An 18,962-nucleotide genomic window follows, 5' to 3' on the forward strand; every position below is an offset into this window, starting at 1 on the left:
CAAAGTGTTTTACTGTATCCACTGGCCTTTTTCATTCACTGTATAACCGTCTGGTGTGACGGTATTGGTCAGAAGCTTTCCTCTTGTTCCATCGGAAACCAGGTTAAAGAAATACCATGCTGCGTGCCCTGCATCACCGTATATGTACTGCCATCCGGTTAGCATCTGACCCTGGGTTCCATCTGTTGCAGTTTTTAAGTAATAGGTATTTCCGTCCGGATCTGTCTGCCAGTCCGTCAGCATAAATCCATCCTTGTCAAAGCGGAACCAGGAAGCTTTTTCCTGCTCACCAGTCGCATATGGATTACTGATATATGCCCATTCATCTGTATACGTCCTATTTGAAGCAAAAATCCATTTTCCATTTGCCACCTGTGTCCAGGTTCCTGTTACAGCTCCGGCTGGTGCTGCTGGACCTTGGGTATTCCCTGCGGTTGTTACTCCCACGGAACGGGAACCGCCGCCACCGCCGGAAGAACCTTTTCCACCACCGCCTCCTGAAGAATTCCCAGAAGTCGTCTGATCTAATACTTTGAAATTAAGGGTTACAGTGACCGGATCAGACATTTTTCCATCACTGGTGACTGCACAAACCATTGTTGTTATAGTTCCGGTGTATGGGGATCTTGCCATGGCCTCCTTGATCCAGTTGGCCGTAACCTCTTGTTTCTCATTGAAAACTACAGGAACCACATTTCCTTCCTGATCTACTGTAAGAATACTGGTATCAGAGGAACGCCATAGAACATTCTTTTTATCCTGGCTTCCGGAATAAACAGAAGCATTAAATTTCTTACTTTCAAGTCCTTTCCATAAAAAAACGGGATTGTTTGATTTTCCTGTCTTTGTAAGTACCAGGTCAAATTTCTCACTCTCCCGGTCTGCCTCAATGCATTCTGCCTGGAAGGTTAATATGACTTTACAGGAAGCGGCCTTCTGGCCGTCTTTTGTTACGGCCGTGATCTCCACGTTCTTTTCTGCCCGGTACGGTGCCTTTGAAAGTGCTTCTTTGATCCACGGTGCTGTGTCAACCGGAGTCACGTTTCCTTCCTGATCCACCTTTACTGCTTCCGGATCGGAAGATATCCATAAAACGTTTCGGTCATAGGGCTTATGCGCTGCGGTAACCTCCACCTCCGGAAGAACGGCTGCTAACAGCTTTTTCGATCCAAAGCCGGTCTTTTGGACCGTTTCGGAATGGATATCTCCTGCCTTCTGATACCTAAGACTGTAAGTAAGCGCCGTCTTATCTAGGGTGATTTCTTCTGGAACGATCCGCGTCTGATCGTTAGTCACAAACTTTACTGTCACCTGGCATGTAGCGGAAGCCTGATTTCCAAGCTTGTCCTTTCCATTTACGGTAACAGTCACGTCCCGGCTACCTGTTCCAGATATCTTTGCGTACTTATCGCTCTCCCGGATTCCATTATCCGTTGCCATGATATTTCTGATCCAGGCGGAATCCTTAAGGGCTGAAACTGATGCTTCCCGGTAAGCTTCTTGATCCTGAGATACTAAGACCACAGCCGGGTCCGAACTTGTCCAGGTTACTTCATCTCTGGAGAAAAAGTCCGGGGTAAATGTAGCTGTTAGAGACTGGGGAGCCGTTACCGTCACTGTTTCCTGCGGATTGGTCCGGTCCCCGGTTAAAGTCCTTGTTACCGTATAGGTAAGGAACTGTTTATCAAGTGCCGCCCCTTCCGTTGCCACTAAGGTATTATCCAGAATCTGGAATGTAACATTGATCCGACTGTTTGCCGTACAGGGCTTTCCTTCAAAGGAAGCAGAGGGCCTGGTCTGTGCTGTCAGAACTGCAACACCGCCATTCTGATGACCAGCTCCATAAATCGTGTTAGGGATCTTATACTGATAATTTCCATCCGCCTGGATTCTCTCTGCCTCTTCTATAATGTTTGTAAAAAAGGAGGAGGATAGGTTTACAGAAAGGCTGGCCGATTTGGCGGTATAGCCATCGGTTCCCTCATCATTGTTTTTCGCCAGGCTGATAAGCTGGGGATCATCAATGCTCCATTTCACCCGGTTATCTTCTACATCATTGTTCGCATCAATGATGTCTTTGATATACACTGGCTGAACCTCGGTTCCCTGCTCCAGCACTCCGTTGATAAAACGGGCTATGAGTTTTCCTTCTTTATTCCGAATTTCTGTAGTCTTTACCGGATTCTTTCGGTTTCCAGTCCTCGTCTGTGTTACTGCAAAAGTATAGTTTTCCGGTTCCACCTTGATGGACACGGCTACTTTTTTATAGACCGCTGATACGGATATATCTTCCTGCGGCATGGAAAAGGTATAAGCATGGCTGCTGTCTGAGTAGGTTGTACTCTTCTTTCCCCCTTTACTGTTGATGTAAGTTGGAGTCCCTTCCATCTGAAACTTTTCTGTATCTGTATTCTTGGGGGCCGTTGTCACGCTGACCGTTGTCCCGGCTGCAATGGCTCCCCGATGTTCCTTATCAAGTGGCTTGGAATATTGGGAGCTTCCCCTTACTTCTAAGGTAGCAATATCATAAAAATTCTGGCCATTTGCCACCGTGTCAATCTGGTTTACATTCAACAGATACCCTCTCACTGGACGGCCCTGGGAATTAGGGGCAAAATGGTCCAGAGTGTAGTCCCCGCTTTCCTCATCCATGACTGTCAGAATGCCTTCCTCTAATTCTTCATAATAATACCGGTCTGAGATTGTCTTTTTAGCCCCGCCCTGCACCAGAGTGTAATACAGATCCCCGGTATGCCAGTATCCTACATGGGCAGCATAGGTGTAATCGTTATCGTCACTGATCTCCGATCCGCATACATTGGCGCTGATCTTGCTTTCAGAATCTGCAAACAGATAGGCTACATCCTCTATGTAATTAAAGTTTGTTGCCGCTCCTTGCCTCGTTCCGATGAAGGTCCCCTCTCTTGCCAAGGACCCAAGCTGAGAATTTCCGATGCTCCCTTCAAATCGTGCCACTTTCATTTTTCCGGCTGCATATCTTCCGGTGATACCGCCAATGGCCGTTGAATGATAGCCGCCGATGGTTCCACTTACTTTAGTATTGTAGATATAAGCTGCGTTCTGGTATCCAACGATCCCGCCGATGTAGCCAGTCCCCTGGATTCTGGCCGTGGTTCCATCTCCGGTGGAAACGTCAGAGTCTACGATATAGGAATCCGATGCAATTCCGGCGATCCCACCAACATAAATCACATCTGTCCCGCCAGAGGCATCAATCATCACCTTTTCACAGGTGGCATTTTCAATAACGGTACCGCTGATCTCTCCCGCAATTCCCCCGGCAATGCCGGCGGAACGGATATAGGCGTTTTTCACAGTCACGTTCCGGATCTGGGAATCCTCTGCATAACCGGCCACAACCCCGGTCCGGTCCTTTCCCTTAATTTCACTGCTGTTCGGAATGATAGTTACGTCATGGATCCTTGCATCTGTGACTGCCCCGAAAAGCCCGACATTGTTATAGCCAACAAATGAGGTAAGCTTTAAGTTCTTGATGGTATAGCCTTTTCCATCAAAATCACCGCTGAAAGGATAAGGGACCGCACTGGAGTTTTCTGAGGAATCCCGGTAAAAACCGATGGGTATCCAGTCCACTCCCTGTAAATCAATATTTCCTCCAAGTGCGTAATAGCATCCAGAATAGTCACCAGCATACTTTGTTCCTTCAGCTTCCGGGACCATCATTCCCATGGCGGTCAATTCTGATAATCCCATGAGCTGTTCCCTGTTCTTGATCAGATATGGTTTTTCCTTCGTACCTTCTCCCTGGCTTCCATTTAAAAATTCAAAGCTGGTCTTTCCTGCCCAGGCATCCCAGATATCTCCCAGGGAGCTGGAAGCTGCAGCCGTTACCGCCATTTCCGCTGGTAAGCTTATCGGAAGCTCTTTTGGTGTTTCTTTCGCCTCGGAAGGAGTGGCTTCACTTAAATCCTCTTCCTCCCTTTCTTCTGTTTCTAAACCGGCTTCCGGTTTCCCGACGGTTTCTTTCTTTTCCTCTTCCTCCACGTCCTCATTACCTCCTGTATCACGGTCTGCTTCGGAAGGGGTAGTTGTCTGAATTGTTTTTTCTACTGTTTGCCCGTTCTCCGCATACACCGCCCAGGGCGGAACTGTTGTTATTGCCATGACGGCACACATAACGTATGCCAGCCCTCTTACAAGTCCTTTTCTCATTCTTCCTCCTTAGTTAATTAATCCAAATACCATCTTCATTTACTGGATATCCATCTGAAATCCTTTCATCCTGGTACATGAAACTAAATGACCACCCGGCTTTGTAAATAACCCCATCACGTTTACTTCCATAACAGGCTTGGGATTCATTCTGCCCGGTAAAGCCGTACTATCTCCTGTCAACCTTTTGTCAGCCCAAAAGCATCTTTGCAGAGACTGGATCAAAGAAATGCCTCTTACCTCCATTAGCACATAATTCCAGCCAATTCATGCAGCCAAAACTTATCCCCTGCTATTTTCCCAGCCAGTCCTCTACCCTTTTATTCCCCAACTCCTTCCGTTTGGAATTTACCGCAGGAACATGGTCAAAAAACAAACCGGATAATGTCAATATGGTAACTCCAAATAAAATAATAACGACTCCTATAAATCTTTCCTATCCCTGCAGGACTGCCATGGCTGGCCTGATACCAAGGTCCGTCTCCGTTACACTTACTGGCTGAATATTTCCATCTACCAGACTGACCCCATAGATCCCATCTCCATAAAAGAAGTCATTCAATCCATCATCCTGCGGGGTTCGAAGATAATATCCTTTAGAATAAGCAGAAACCTGCGATTCCGGATTATTTGTTTCGCTTCCATAAAACCTCCAGAGAACATTCCGGTACTTAAGCGCCTCATCCACTGACAAAATGAATACTTTATCCTGCAAAAGCTGAAACACCTCCTTCCCAGCCTTAAGGCTGCTGTCATCCAGCTGCTCATAGCCTCCCTTCCATGTAGACCCTATGTATGACCTGGTAATCCCGATATAGGTTTCATGGACAAAATCATCTGAAGCATGGCTCAGAAGCCATTCTCGGATATTGGAGTGCTTATAATTGTTATTAAACCCAAAACTCAGTTTCTTCGCCGCTCCCTCCAGATCTGACCGGATCACACTGTCACAAAGAAACAGCGCCGTCCGCTGACTGTTGCCCATAGCATCCTCATAATCTTCATCGATGCAACGGAATAGATAAATCTTGTCTCCAATGGTCCGGGCCTGCACATCACCGATACGGTAATGTGCGGTTTCTGACGTTTTGCCAGCGGATTCATAACAGATATCACAAATTTCATCATGATCTGCATCCACATGTCCGGTTGCAGGCAGCATCACAATTTCTTCCTTTCCGCATTTCCGGCATTGGACTGTTTCGTGGCCGTTTGACGTACATGTGGCATTGATTCTATCCCCAACCTGGTAATCATGGCTACATGTACTTTCATCACAAATTTTTTCAAAGCCTACTCTTATAACTTTGTATTCCTCATAAGCTATGGTAAACTCATCCATGACCAGCTCAGATAAGTTCTTAATGTTTTGGAATGTCTGACTTACGATTACGGTACTTGGCACATGCCGCTTTGCAATAAGATAGATTTCCTTCCGCTCCGTACCATCCGCCATTGACACTAGATTAAGAAGTCTTTCATTACTTTTCTCTACGCTCATTGTAATGAGCTGCTGGTATGATGGCTTCTGGCCGCTAAGTTTAAAATCCGCCGCCGCTGAAACCTCCAGCCATTTTTCCAGCTTGTCTTTGGCTTCCTGATCCGGATCCTCGTCTTCAGGAAGGCGATCTCCTTTCTCAAATTCAATGTAGTATTTTTGAATTCCATTGCCGTTTACAATGATACTCCACGGACTTGGAACAAGAGAATGATAATAATGCTGATCCGTCCCTAATATGGTTTCCGGAAAGTCAATGGTAAGCGACCGGCCCTCTTCTGTACGTCCCTGCTGGTTTTTCAAAATCTCGTTGTTGTGATTTCCCTTTTCAACAAAATAAAGATTCCATTCAACCTTTTGGGCCTCTGAAGGGGAAGCCACGCTTTCACTCTCGTAATAGACGTTCAGGACCATATGATTACTGATCAGCCTAAAGCTTTCCTTCTGCCCTTCGCACAACTTATAGCCATCAATAATCGGCTGTATGATATCAATCTTTTCTCCTTCCGTCCCCACACCAGCCACGGCCTGTAATACGTATTTATTTTTGATATCCAGGTACTGCACCGTGTATCTGTACTGCATTTCTGGCTCCTCGGTTCCCTCCGAGGTTTCCTCTGGTACCGGAATCTCCGGATCAGTTTCTGATTCGCCCCCTCCTGGTACCGGATCCTCTGAACTACTGTCTGGCTTTGTGTCCATATCTGGCTTCGGACCACTTCCCTGACTCCCTGATCCACCGCCACCGGAGCCTCCATTGGAAATTTCACCTGTCGATGTTGTCTTTTTAGTATTGGTTGTCTGTATCCCTTTTCCAGGCACATACTGTACCGTGCCGTTTTCATCGATCCAAGCCCCGGAGGAATCTATGGAAAATCCATCCGGAGTTTTTTCACTTATGTACATAGCCCCTTCGGGATGATTAATTACAGATTGCTCAGACAGGTAATAGCAGCGTCCATCTATCCATTGCCAGCCGGTGAGCATCTTCCCCTTTGTCCCGTCAGAAACAGGGTTTAAAAAATACCATTTTCCATCGATCAGCCGCCAGCCAGTAGCCATATAACTGCTATGACCAAAGTAATACCAAGCCCCCTCAATCAGTTTCCAGGCATTCTTTTCGTAAATTTGATTTTCCTCATAGATCCAATGGGTATCCTTTTGTATCCATGCACCATAACTTGGAATTGAAATACTCGTTGCCATTAATACTGCACTCAATAAAGCAAAACATTTTTTTCTGTTTAGTATAATCTTTCATCACTCCTTACTATTTGTTTTTTTCTCCTGCTTAGCCTGCTTTTTCTTTGGTAAATCTCCCAGTTACTCACTAAACAGCTTACAACCACTGCAATCTTTCTGTACTAAATAGAACAGGCCGGTGTCAGCAGCGCTTACGGTCTGTTGCATAAGAAGGAATATATGGCTTCTGTATTGTTTAATCCTTTAAATTCTTCCTGCAAAAAGCGGTTTTATGGAGAAAAGTTTAATGGTTTTCTTGTTATAAATTTATTGACAAAGTTATGGAAATAAAATGAAGAAGTAAATAAAAATCCAAAGAAGGAACATCTAATTGCCGGAATGGCTGATAAACTTGAAACGCTGAAATTTACGTTTTTTAGAGAGAGAACTTCGATATTATTAGATCCGCATAATTAATAATTACTAATATTTTCAAAATACCTGGTCAATTAATGGGAATACCAAATCCAGCCGCCTATCGCTAAATTAAGTTTAAAGAAAAAGTGGATTTTCTCAAAGCATTATTTAAAAATGTAGCCCATTTTACCGAATATTGCCATGCAGACTAGTTAGATGCAAACCACAAAATACACTTATAAAGGAATAAAACGAAAAAAGAATGTAAGTTATGAGATAGAGCTCAGAAATGTAAAATAGAAGATAACGTATGCTTAGAAGTCATAATATTTACCTCAATCAATACGTTCCATAAGACTTGTTGGAAATTCTAAGATGAAAAAATACATCACTCCTTTCAGACAAATATTTCACATGAAATAAAAGTTAAAAGAATTGATTTCCAAAGATTTTCCAGCCACAGAACAGTAAACATTTATCGATACCTATACACTTAACATAATCATTAATAAAAATATTAGGTTCATGGGACAGTATAAAAGTACTGCATAAAATGGTTCTAAGATATTACACTCATAATAGAAGGAATAATGAAATACACGGATTAAGCCTCCAATCATCTCTATGAAAGCAAATGTGAATAAACAAAACTTGTTAAATACAATTACTAAAAATGGGAACTTTCGAAACGAACTTAGAATTGGGGAAGTTATTTCCTGATTCAACAGGTTATTATATGATACCTGAAACAGATTTGAATAATATAAATTTTGATGGGATTATGTTCAAAAAAACTAATGGCAATGCGGACATTTAATATACTACCACTAAAATAAATCAATCAAAATTATAAAACAGAAAATTTATTTATTAAGGATGAATCATAGAATCATTGCACACCTCCAATAAAACCTAATACTATACACGGCTTATCAATGCTATAAACGGGAATATTTGTCGATATCGACTTGAAAAATCAAATGATTGCTGTAATACTGCTTTTAATAAATCCATCAGAAATTTACATAAATTAAGAATAGAAATCAACCAGGTCTTTTCTCCTGCAGTAAATAAAGGTTTTAATGAACCAGGCAAATGGACTAAACCTCCTGATTCTCCAATCAATCCAAACCTCTTCTGCTTTGCAAATCCGCATTTCCCAATTAGACACCTCTTTAAAGAAAAAACTCCCTGCAATGCAAGGAGCCTTCTAACCGTACATTTATCACATCAAACGGTAAAAGGTATCACCCAAACTGCTTTTTGTCATCAGGAAACGAAATACCAAGCAAACCGTTTCCTGACTGCTATTATAGTATACAACAAACTTATCAGAAAATCAACATGCTCCTATTTAATATATACAAGCTATAATTTAAAACAATATGTACTTCTCCTATAACATCACGCAGTTATCCCAAATGATTCATAACAAAGGAAAGCTTTATCCCCTCATCACGATTACCTGACAGTTCTCTATGCTAATTCCTTGCTGAATAAATCCATATAACCCCCTATAATAATTACCGCCCAGCCACAACTCTCAACATTAAAAGCCTCAATTATCCCTTCTTAAGGACATATCATACCCCCCTTAATATTCCCCAAACTCACCCATAATATCTGGTTCCTGTCAATCCACCAACAGCTCATCGACCGTAACAAAGGTATATCCCTGCTTTGTCAAAGTATCAATTACCTCCAGGGCTGCTTCCACCGAAGTCGGGTACACATCATGAAGAAGGATGATATCTCCAGGTTCCACGCGCTTTACAATATAGCGCACTATTTTTTTGGTATTCTTTGTCTTCCAATCAAGAGGATCCAAGTTCCAAAGAACTACCGTCATATCGGTCGTACACTCCAGTTCATCATTCCAGGAACCATAAGGCGGCCGTAAATACTCAGGCCTTGTACCGGTAATCTCCTCAATCTGCCGGTTATTCTGTTCAATCTGCTGGCAGACAGTCCTCACCGCCTCCTTGCTCATTTGTACATGAGTATATCCATGATTCCCGATTAAATGTCCATCCTCTTTCATCTGTTTCAAAATGGCCTCTTTCCCCTCCACATTTTCTCCAAGAATAAAAAAGGTGGCATGGACTCCTCTTTTGCGAAGACCATCAAGAAGCTTTGGCGTATAAACAGAATGAGGGCCATCATCAAAAGTCAACGCAATCTCCTTATCTCCGGAAAATTGTCTCCTGACCTCATCCTTTGCCTCAGCGTCCGCGCCTGCGGGAAGAAACAGAGTATCCTTTGCCTCTGTATATGATTGGTGCATGGCTTTTGTAAAAATAATATCCAATATAAAAACAACTATGAAACAGGCCGCTTTCCATTTCATTTTCATAATCCCATAAGCCCAGCTTTCTGCCATTATTAATTAATCTATGGAGTATTTCAGAAAAATAAAACTAAAACATTTCTGTCTTTTTCTATCTTTTCCCTTAAATGATCCTATCACCAAGATATATCTGCTAAACAAAAGGGGATTTTATACACAATTTTACTACATTAAATCAACAGTTATCAACAAATCTGACCCCATATAAATACCCTGCCCTCCATGCAGTCTCATTTCAGATTAAATGATGGGCACTTTATCCCTCCGGCTGACGTTAATTCCTTCATTCATACTGTCTGCATTCTTCTCCCCAGCCCCGCCTTATTCCCGTGTATCCGATAAGTTCATCCTCCTATGCAAGGCTCCCTTACTTCCAATAAAATCTTATCCCCTCAATCAACAAAAAAGGCTGTTCCCATCCTAAAATGAGAACAGCCCTTAAAGCTTACATATAAATCAAAGCTTTTCTTAAGCCATGCAAACGTTAACTGCCTGCAGGCCGCGGTTTCCTTCTGTTGTTTCATAAGTTACTTTCTGGCCTTCTTCCAGAGTCTTGTAACCATCAGCAACGATGCCGGAGAAATGTACGAAAACTTCCTCGCCTGTTGCGTCATTTACGATGAAACCATATCCCTTAGCACCATTAAACCATTTTACTGTACCGTTGTTCATAACGTGTACCTCCTATAAAATAAAAAATATTTGATATATCGCCTGAAACAAAAAATCACATATTTTTGTAAATCATCATCCGAAAATAATGACTTACAAAAATATGTGAAATCATAACTCCATTCGATAATACACGTACATTCTAACCTGAATTTACAAAATTGTCAAGACTATTCTGTTATTTTAGACTAGAAAAGACAGGGTCCTGTCCCTTCTTTAAAAGGTACAAACCCTGTCCAAAATAGCCACAAAATAAAATTACTTTAAAGTAACTTTTGCGCCTTCAGCCTCTAAGGAAGTCTTGATCTGCTCAGCCTCTTCCTTGGAAGCGCCAGCCTTTAATACCTTAGGAGCGCCGTCAACTACGTCTTTAGCTTCCTTTAAGCCTAAGCCAGTAGCTTCACGAACAACTTTGATAACTTTAACCTTGTTAGGACCAACTTCGGTTAATTCAACGTCGAATTCAGTCTTCTCTTCTTCTGCTGCTGCAGGGCCTGCTGCTGCAACTACTACGCCTGCTGCTGCAGATACACCAAATTCTTCCTCACATGCCTTTACTAATTCGTTTAATTCTAATACAGATAATTCTTTGATCGCTTCGATAAATTCAGCTGTTGTTAACTTTGCCATTATAATATACCTCCGTATTTAATATGTTTTTTAAGGAAGTTCGATTCGCTTAATCGCTTACCGAACGGCTAATTTTCTAAATTCAGGTGCGCTGCGCTTACCTTCATTAAGAATCTTATGCTTCTGCTGCTTCTCCGCCCTGAGCATCTGCAATCTGCTTGAGAACGCGAGCAATGTTTGTGATAGGAGACTGGATGCTTCCAAGCAATTTTCCAAGAAGGATGTCTCTGGAAGGAATGCTGGAGATCTTCGCCATACCCTTTGCATCATAATAAGTGCCTTCTACAACGCCGCCTTTGACTTCCAAAGCCGGAGCAGTCTTAGCAAACTCAGCCAGGATTCTTGCCGGAGCTGTTGCATCTGTCTTGGATACAGCGATTGCTGTAGGTCCTTCCAGATTCGGCTCCAGAGCTTCAAATGCTGTGCCCTGAGCAGCGAAACGAATCATAGTATTCTTATATACTTTGTAGGAAATACCAGCCTCTCTTAATTTCTTACGAAGCTCTGTATCCTGAGCAACTGAGATACCACGATAATCTACAACTACCGCTGACTCAGCGCCATCAAGTAATTCCTTGATCTCGCTTACAACTGGCTGCTTTAATTCAACTTTTGCCATTATGGTTTACCTCCTGTTTAGTCTGAGCCTCCCGGTTGCCCGCAAGGCCCGCTCGTATAAACCGCAAAGAAAAACCTCTCCGCCGGATGGACAGAGAGGTCTACAATTCATTTATACAAAATGATTCTTGTACATTCCTCGGCAGGCGTTAACACCTTATGCCTTACGGCACCTGCTGTCTTCGGCAGTCAATACTTGCATAGTATAACATTATTTATAATTAATGTCAACCACAAAACAAAATTAGTTCATTAACTTTGCTACGTTCAGTTTTACGCCAGGTCCCATGGTGGAAGCCAGTGTAACACTCTTTAAGTAGGCACCCTTAACTGTACTTGGTCTTGCTTTGACGATTGCATCAACAAGCGTCTGGAAGTTGTCCGCTAACTGATCTTCTGTGAAAGAAGCTTTTCCAACTGGCACGTGGATAATATTTGTTTTATCAAGTCTGTACTCAACCTTACCAGCTTTGATATCGTTGATTGCCTTTGTTACATCCATGGTAACAGTACCAGCTTTTGGGTTCGGCATTAAGCCCTTTGGTCCCAGGACACGTCCCAGACGGCCAACAACACCCATCATATCTGGAGTAGCAACAACTACATCAAAATCCAACCAGCCTTCGTTCTGGATCTTCGGAATCAGTTCCTCAGCTCCAACGTAATCTGCGCCTGCGGCCTGTGCTTCATCAGCCTTCGGACCCTTAGCGAAAACTAAAATACGAACAGTTTTACCTGTACCGTGTGGAAGTACAACTGCACCACGGATCTGCTGGTCTGCGTGACGTCCGTCACAACCGGTTCTGATATGAGCTTCTATGGTTTCATCAAATTTAGCACTTGCATTCTGCTTAACTAAAGAGATTGCTGCTGGTGCATCGTAGAGAACAGAACGATCTACTGTTTTAGCTGCCTCTGCGTATCTTTTTCCTCTTTTCATTCTAAATAACCTCCTAGTGGTATTGTCGGGGATTTTCCCTCCCACGTTCTTAAAACTTCGTTAACTGCGATATTATTAAGAAAACTCGATTTGCCTGACGGCGCTTCGAACGGCTATCTTTCTAAACTCAAGCTGCACTTGTGCCTGCTTTCATCAAGAAAAATATTCCAAGAAAATTAAGCCTCTTCTACCGTGATACCCATACTTCTTGCGGTACCGGCTATCATACTCATAGCTGATTCAACAGATGCAGCATTTAAGTCTGGCATCTTCAGTTCAGCGATCTTCTGTAATTCAGCCTTGGTAATTGTAGCTACCTTTGTCTTATTAGGAACTGCAGATCCGGATTTGATCTTGCAGGCTTTCTTTAATAATACAGCAGCCGGTGGAGTCTTGGTTATGAAGCTGAAGCTTCTGTCAGCATAAACAGTGATAACAACCGGAATGATTAAATCTCCCTGATCAGCTGTTCTAGCGTTGAATTCCTTTGTAAACTGTACGATGTTTACACCATGCTGTCCAAGTGCTGGACCTACAGGAGGAGCTGGTGTAGCCTTTCCCGCTGGAATCTGCAATTTGATATATCCTGTTACTTTCTTTGCCATAATAAGGCACCTCCTAATAAATGTGGTATTGTCGGGGATTTCCCTCCCACGAGCCTATACACCGGTATAAGCCGCTTTTACTTGTTACATCTTTTTCACTTCGCTGAAGTTTAATTCTACCGGAGTCTCCCGGCCGAACATTTCAACGCTCATGGTGATGGTTTTCTTACTTTCGTTGATGGACTTGATAGCACCAACCGTATCCTTCCATGCACCGGAAGTTACCACAACGGTATCTCCCTCTTCAAAGCCAATGATGACCTCTTCGTTCTTGAATCCAAGTTTCTCCATCTCTTCTTCTGTCAGAGGAACCGGTTTTGATCCAGGACCTACAAAGCCTGTCACTCCACGGGTATTACGCACCACATACCATGTGTCATCATTCATGACCATGTGAATCAGTACGTAGCCGGGAAACATCTTTTTATCGGCCTTCTTCTCAACGCCATTCTTAAGTTCAATGACGGATTCAAGCGGAACCGATACTTCCAGAATCTGATCCTGTAAGTTTCTGTTTTCGATTGTTTTCTCAATGTCAACCTTTACTTTATTCTCATATCCTGAATAGGTATGAACTACATACCAATGTGCTTCTGACATAAACTCACCTTAACCCTTACGAATTATAAGATAAAACTGAGACCAAACTTGATGATCAGATCAAGAATTCCGATAATCAGTCCTAAAGCAATCGCTGAAGACATGACAGCGATCGTCTGTTTCGTTACGGTTTCTTTGTCAGCCCAAACGATTTTTGCAAACTCAGATTTCAGACCCTTAAAAAAGCTCTTCTTCTGAGCACTCTCGTTGTTCACTGTATCTCCCATGATTTGCCTCCTAATGAAGTAAGCGGATATGCAAGCATATCCAGTTGCTTCACAAACTCAAGGTTGGAAGACGTCTTTCTTTCAACCTTCACGTCTTTTACAAACTGATTACTTTGTTTCCTTGTGCATTGTATGGCTCTTACAGAATCTGCAATACTTTTTGGTTTCCATTCTGTCCGGATGAGTCTTCTTATCCTTGGTCATGTTGTAATTACGCTGTTTGCATTCTGTACATGCCAGTGTGATTTTTGTGCGCACGACTTCCACCTCCACTTAAATTTTCATTGTTGTGTATTAAGTCCCTTTTTCTGCCGCAAGAAATTTTGAGCATAAAAAAAAGACCTAAGCTCTTCCATTCGCCCAATTACTATAACACACAGGCCAGGATTCGTCAATCTTTTTTTCTGAAAAGCAATGATATTTACGGTATTTCGCCATTATATCATGTAAGCAAATAAATTGCAAGCCCGGTTAGAAGATTTAAAGATTTTTAAATCTGTTCCGGCCGGACCTGCTGCTATAATAATATGTTTTCTATACTTTTTTGCTATGGCCTTACAGGGGGCCGTCGGGATGCCTTTAAAAGAGTCGGCCATGGTCCATATCCACTGCAGAATATTTTTCTGACGCATTTTCGTCAAAACCGACTCCAATTCCAGGCTTGCCATTTAAACAGGAATATCCTTCTCTGATCACGGGACAGCCTGGGAATACCTTCTGCTGATGATTAACCGGGAAAAACGACCTCCAGATACCGTTTTAAGGCATCCTGCCAGGAAGGCAGGGGAAGAAAACCGTTTTCCTCAAGTTTATCCTTGTTCATACGGCTGTTGGCAGGCCGTTTTGCTTTTGCCGGATACTGGTCTGAACCGACAGGCTCCACTTTTACATCCATGCCCGCCTGTTTAAAGATTTCACAGGCAAACTCATACCAGGTGCACAGGCCTTGGTTGGTGGCATGGTAACGCCCGTATTTCTCCGTTTCTATCATGTCCACCAAAAGGCGGGCCAGATCATAAGTATAGGTAGGAGAACCGGTCTGGTCAGCGACTACCGTTAATTTATCATGAGTCTTTCCCAGATTCAGCATGGTCTTTATAAAGTTCTTTCCATTTACGCCAAATACCCAGGCAATCCTTACGATAAAATATTTAGAGAGATTTTCTTCCACTGCCAGTTCTCCCTCATATTTGGTCTGGCCGTAAACATTTAGCGGCTCCCTCTTATCATCAGGCTCCCAGGGACGGGTTCCCTGGCCGTTAAACACATAATCCGTACTGATGTACATCATCTTGATATCCAGCTCCCGGCATACCCTGGCAATGTACTCCGTTCCCTTTGCGTTAACGTTCCGGCACACTTCCTCATTTTCTTCCGCCGCATCCACAGCCGTATAGGCAGCACAGTGGATGACGGCATCAGGAGCGGCTGCCTTAATGACCCGGTTTACGCTGTCCTTATCTGTGATGTCCATCTCATCGATGTCCACTCCGACTGCCTCATGTCCCCGCTTTTTTAATTCATTTACTACATCAAATCCAAGCTGGCCTTTTACGCCAGTAACAAACACTTTCATATATACCTCTTTTCTACAGGGAAGTCCGATTCGCCTGACAGCTGGTGGAACGGCTGATTTTCCAGGCTCAGCCGGCACTGCACATGGCTGAGCCTGGAAAATTATGCCCACGAAATCCTGCCGGGGAATTTATAAACGCTCCCCGTACATGTTATCAAAATAATTCTGGTATTCCCCATTGATGATATGCTTCCACCAGTCCTCATTGTCCAGATACCACTGGATAGTCTGACGGATTCCGGTATCAAAGTTATATTTGGGCTTCCAGCCAAGTTCGGTCTCCAGCTTCTTCGGGTCAATGGCATAACGTCTGTCATGACCAGGGCGGTCGGTAACGAACTTGATCAGGCTCTCCGGTTTATCAAGGGCTTTCAGGATGGTCTTAACCACTTCTAAGTTAGTGCGCTCGTTGTGTCCGCCTACATTGTAGACCTCGCCCACTTTTCCCTTGTGAATGATCAGATCAATCGCCTCGCAGTGATCGGAAACATGGAGCCAGTCTCTCACATTTTCCCCTGTTCCATATACCGGAAGCTCTTCATCTGCCAGGGCACGGCTGATGATAAGCGGAATCAGCTTTTCCGGGAAATGATAGGGCCCATAGTTATTGGAACATCTGGAAATGGTCACCGGAAGTCCAAAGGTTCTCTGGTATGCCAGGACAAAAAGGTCTGCACTGGCTTTTGAAGAGGAATAAGGGCTTGAAGTATGAAGCGGAGTTTCCTCTGTGAAGAATAGGTCAGGGCGGTCCAAAGGCAGGTCGCCGTATACTTCATCAGTGGAAACCTGATGATAGCGCTTGATCCCGTAAGTGCGGCAGGCATCAAGAAGGGTCGTGGTTCCCATTACATTGGTTCTTACAAATGCCTCCGGGTCTGTAATGGAACGGTCCACATGGCTCTCTGCCGCAAAGTTTACCACCACATCTGGTTTTTCCTTCTCAAAAAGGTCAAAGACAAAGCTTCTGTCCGCAATATCCCCTTTTACAAATTTATAATTAGGCTTATCCTCAACAGACTTTAATGTCTCCAGGTTTCCTGCATAGGTCAAAAGGTCCAGATTGATGATCTGGTAATCCGGATACTTATTTACCATATGATGTACAAAATTTCCGCCGATAAAACCGGCTCCTCCGGTAACGATAATCTTCATTTATATACTCCTCCTCTTTAATTGGCATAAAATATGACTTATCAGAAACTACAAAGCAGATTCTGATAAAAGGGATGCTTTTTGCCCCGTCCATCCGACTACCAGAAGTGCTTTTCCTTCCGATAATATTCTTCTTAACCGTGTAATCTGTCAATGTATTTTCCGGCAAGGACATCCATCAGATATTGTCCGTACTGGTTCTTCTTCAAAGGCTCAATGTTTTCCATCAACTGATCCTTTGTGATCCAGTGGTTCAAATAAGCGATTTCCTCCAGACAAGCGATCTTCCTGTGCTGGTGTGTCTCCATGGTGCGGACAAAATCAGTGGCATCTGCCAGGGATTCATGGGTCCCCGTATCAAGCCAGGTAAAGCCCTGGCCCAAAAGCTCCACATCAAGCTTTCCTTCTTCTAAGTAAATGCGGTTTAAATCCGTGATCTCCAGCTCGCCCCTGGCCGATGGTTCTAAATTCTTCGCATATTCCACAACCTTATTATCATAGAAATAAAGTCCGGTCACACAATAATTGCTCTTTGGCTTTTCCGGTTTTTCTTCAATGGATACTGCTTTTCCGTCAGAATCAAATTCCACGATACCAAAGCGTTCCGGATCATCCACATAATAGCCGAATACCGTAGCACCGTCCTTTTTATTAGCCGCATTCAACAGGCGTTTGTTAAGTCCGTGGCCTGCAAAAATATTATCTCCAAGAATCATTGCTACGCTGTCATCACCGATAAATTCCTCTCCAATGATAAATGCCTGTGCAAGGCCATCAGGGGAAGGCTGGACCGCATAGGATAAGCGGATTCCAAACTGATTACCGTCTCCTAAAAGCGCCTCAAACCGGGGTGTGTCATCTGGGGTAGAGATGATCAGTATATCCCGGATTCCTGCGTTCATTAAAACGGACAGCGGATAATAAATCATCGGCTTGTCATAAATAGGCAGTAACTGTTTGGAAGTTACCATGGTCAGCGGGTAAAGTCTGGTGCCGGAGCCTCCGGCAAGTATAATTCCCTTCATTTGTTTCTCCTCCGTATCAATTCGTGATACCATCATACAGGGTGACGCTAGGTCACTGTCAAGTCCTTTTCCATTAATTTTTCTTTACTTTCTGCAGATAAATGCCCCGGCCTGCTTTGTAATATGGATAAAACCCTTCTTTTCCATTTTCTTCTCAAGGAATTCCCGGAATTCCTCGTAACGGTCACTTAAATATTCCTGCTGGTTGCCATGACAGGAAAGAATGTATTCCATAAGCGCACCTGCATCTCTGACTTCCAGGCTATCCCTATAGTCTTTCCTTTCCAAGTCATGAAAATGGCTTTTTAAAATTTCCTCCCCATTTTCAAGTCCGAACACATCGTATAAATTCACTTCAGAAAGAGCGATTCTTGAGTCAAATTCCTTTACCAATTGGCTGATCTCTTTCATATGATCCGAGCCGTAGGTGCTGCAGTAAAAAATGCCATCCGGTTTAAGAATTCGTTCCACCTGATCCAGTACCCCATCCAGATTCGTCAAATAAAACAGAAGATGATTAGCCGCTACAATATGGAAGCTTTCCTCAGGCTTTGGTATCTGTCGGCAGTCAAACACTTCAAAGGTAAAGGAACCGGGAACATTTTTTAGGTTTTCTTCCACATCCCGGATCATCCCTTCCGAAATATCGGACAGGCAGATTCTTGCATCCGACGGTATCCTGTCCAGGTTTGCACTCCAAAGTTCTCCGTTTCCACAGCCCAGCTCCAGAATGCATTTTCCATCCAAAGGTTCCATAAGGCCGTATAACCACTGGAACCAGCCTGTAGGATTCTTTGTATATTTTTTATGAAGCCCGATTCGGATGCTTAAATTGGCTGCATCCTTATACTGTTCCACAAGGGACCGTTCCATATTGGTAATATGGATTAAGTGAAGAATTTTATTCCAGTCCACAGACTGGTTTTCTGTTACCATCTTTGACGTTTCCGTAAGGGTCTGCTCCACCAGTTTTAAATGTTCGATTCTCTTCCGGATAAGATTTAATTGAAGCCGAAGAGATCCCTCAACGTAATCGTTGTCATTGTCATTGATGGTGATCGAACGGATCTCATCTAAAGAAAAGCCCAGGTATTTTAAGGAAAGAATTTTCTGAAGCTTTGCAAAATCGGAATCCGTATATAGCCGGTATCCTCCCTCGCTCATACCGGATGGCTTTAACAGCCCCTGTTTATCGTAATACCGGACGGTACGGATAGAAACATTGGCCTTTTTTGCAAACTGGCCTGAAGTATAGTATTGATTCACCGGCCTTGCCACC

General features: G+C 43.3%; 15 protein-coding genes and 1 other annotated feature. All 15 genes read right to left on the bottom strand.

Annotated features, from left to right (window positions below):
- Positions 1-9: 9 nt before the first annotated feature.
- The 15 genes from ABFV83_RS14995 to ABFV83_RS15065 all read right to left on the bottom strand — a co-directional run bounded on the left by ABFV83_RS14995 (position 10) and on the right by ABFV83_RS15065 (position 18,949).
- Positions 10-4,194, bottom strand: a complete 4,185-nt coding sequence (locus tag ABFV83_RS14995; protein ID WP_349944917.1) for a hypothetical protein — start codon at positions 4,192-4,194, stop codon at positions 10-12.
- Positions 4,195-4,630: 436 nt separating this feature from the next.
- A complete protein-coding gene (locus ABFV83_RS15000) occupies positions 4,631-6,898 on the bottom strand; it encodes a DUF6273 domain-containing protein (RefSeq protein WP_349944918.1) in 2,268 nt (755 codons plus the stop codon).
- Between the two features lie 2,026 nt (positions 6,899-8,924).
- The gene (locus ABFV83_RS15005) at positions 8,925-9,644 is read right to left on the bottom strand and encodes a polysaccharide deacetylase family protein (RefSeq protein WP_349944920.1); all 720 of its coding nucleotides are present in this window, start codon (positions 9,642-9,644) and stop codon (positions 8,925-8,927) included.
- A gap of 462 nt (positions 9,645-10,106) precedes the next feature.
- Complete coding sequence (locus ABFV83_RS15010) at positions 10,107-10,310, bottom strand: cold shock domain-containing protein (protein ID WP_013271149.1); 204 nt, start codon at positions 10,308-10,310, stop codon at positions 10,107-10,109.
- A gap of 258 nt (positions 10,311-10,568) precedes the next feature.
- Entirely contained in the window at positions 10,569-10,940 is a 372-nt protein-coding gene (gene rplL / locus ABFV83_RS15015) for a 50S ribosomal protein L7/L12 (protein ID WP_054740322.1), read from the bottom strand.
- Between the two features lie 115 nt (positions 10,941-11,055).
- Positions 11,056-11,559 (bottom strand): 50S ribosomal protein L10, encoded by a 504-nt coding sequence (rplJ, locus tag ABFV83_RS15020; RefSeq protein ID WP_349944922.1) that lies wholly within the window; start codon positions 11,557-11,559, stop codon positions 11,056-11,058.
- A gap of 59 nt (positions 11,560-11,618) precedes the next feature.
- Positions 11,619-11,762, bottom strand: a sequence feature (ribosomal protein L10 leader region).
- A 40-nt stretch (positions 11,763-11,802) separates the two neighbouring features.
- Positions 11,803-12,498 (bottom strand): 50S ribosomal protein L1, encoded by a 696-nt coding sequence (rplA, locus tag ABFV83_RS15025; protein WP_054740326.1) that lies wholly within the window; start codon positions 12,496-12,498, stop codon positions 11,803-11,805.
- Between the two features lie 176 nt (positions 12,499-12,674).
- Complete coding sequence (rplK, locus tag ABFV83_RS15030) at positions 12,675-13,103, bottom strand: 50S ribosomal protein L11 (RefSeq protein ID WP_054740328.1); 429 nt, start codon at positions 13,101-13,103, stop codon at positions 12,675-12,677.
- A gap of 84 nt (positions 13,104-13,187) precedes the next feature.
- Positions 13,188-13,703, bottom strand: coding sequence for a transcription termination/antitermination protein NusG (gene nusG, locus ABFV83_RS15035; RefSeq protein WP_054740331.1), 516 nt, complete (start codon positions 13,701-13,703; stop codon positions 13,188-13,190).
- A gap of 23 nt (positions 13,704-13,726) precedes the next feature.
- The gene (secE, locus tag ABFV83_RS15040) at positions 13,727-13,930 is read right to left on the bottom strand and encodes a preprotein translocase subunit SecE (protein WP_349944924.1); all 204 of its coding nucleotides are present in this window, start codon (positions 13,928-13,930) and stop codon (positions 13,727-13,729) included.
- A gap of 108 nt (positions 13,931-14,038) precedes the next feature.
- Positions 14,039-14,188, bottom strand: a complete 150-nt coding sequence (gene rpmG, locus ABFV83_RS15045; RefSeq protein WP_013271142.1) for a 50S ribosomal protein L33 — start codon at positions 14,186-14,188, stop codon at positions 14,039-14,041.
- A gap of 469 nt (positions 14,189-14,657) precedes the next feature.
- Positions 14,658-15,506, bottom strand: a complete 849-nt coding sequence (gene rfbD / locus ABFV83_RS15050; RefSeq protein WP_349944926.1) for a dTDP-4-dehydrorhamnose reductase — start codon at positions 15,504-15,506, stop codon at positions 14,658-14,660.
- 129 nt (positions 15,507-15,635) lie between these two features.
- Positions 15,636-16,658: a dTDP-glucose 4,6-dehydratase gene (rfbB, locus tag ABFV83_RS15055; RefSeq protein ID WP_349944927.1), complete on the bottom strand. Its 1,023-nt coding sequence runs from the start codon at positions 16,656-16,658 to the stop codon at positions 15,636-15,638.
- Positions 16,659-16,792: 134 nt separating this feature from the next.
- Complete coding sequence (gene rfbA, locus ABFV83_RS15060) at positions 16,793-17,683, bottom strand: glucose-1-phosphate thymidylyltransferase RfbA (protein WP_349944929.1); 891 nt, start codon at positions 17,681-17,683, stop codon at positions 16,793-16,795.
- A gap of 84 nt (positions 17,684-17,767) precedes the next feature.
- Positions 17,768-18,949: a MerR family transcriptional regulator gene (locus ABFV83_RS15065; RefSeq protein ID WP_349944931.1), complete on the bottom strand. Its 1,182-nt coding sequence runs from the start codon at positions 18,947-18,949 to the stop codon at positions 17,768-17,770.
- Between the last annotated feature and the right edge of the window lie 13 nt (positions 18,950-18,962).

Origin of the sequence: Lacrimispora sp. BS-2, assembly GCF_040207125.1 — a bacterium.
Classification (GTDB): domain Bacteria; phylum Bacillota; class Clostridia; order Lachnospirales; family Lachnospiraceae; genus Lacrimispora.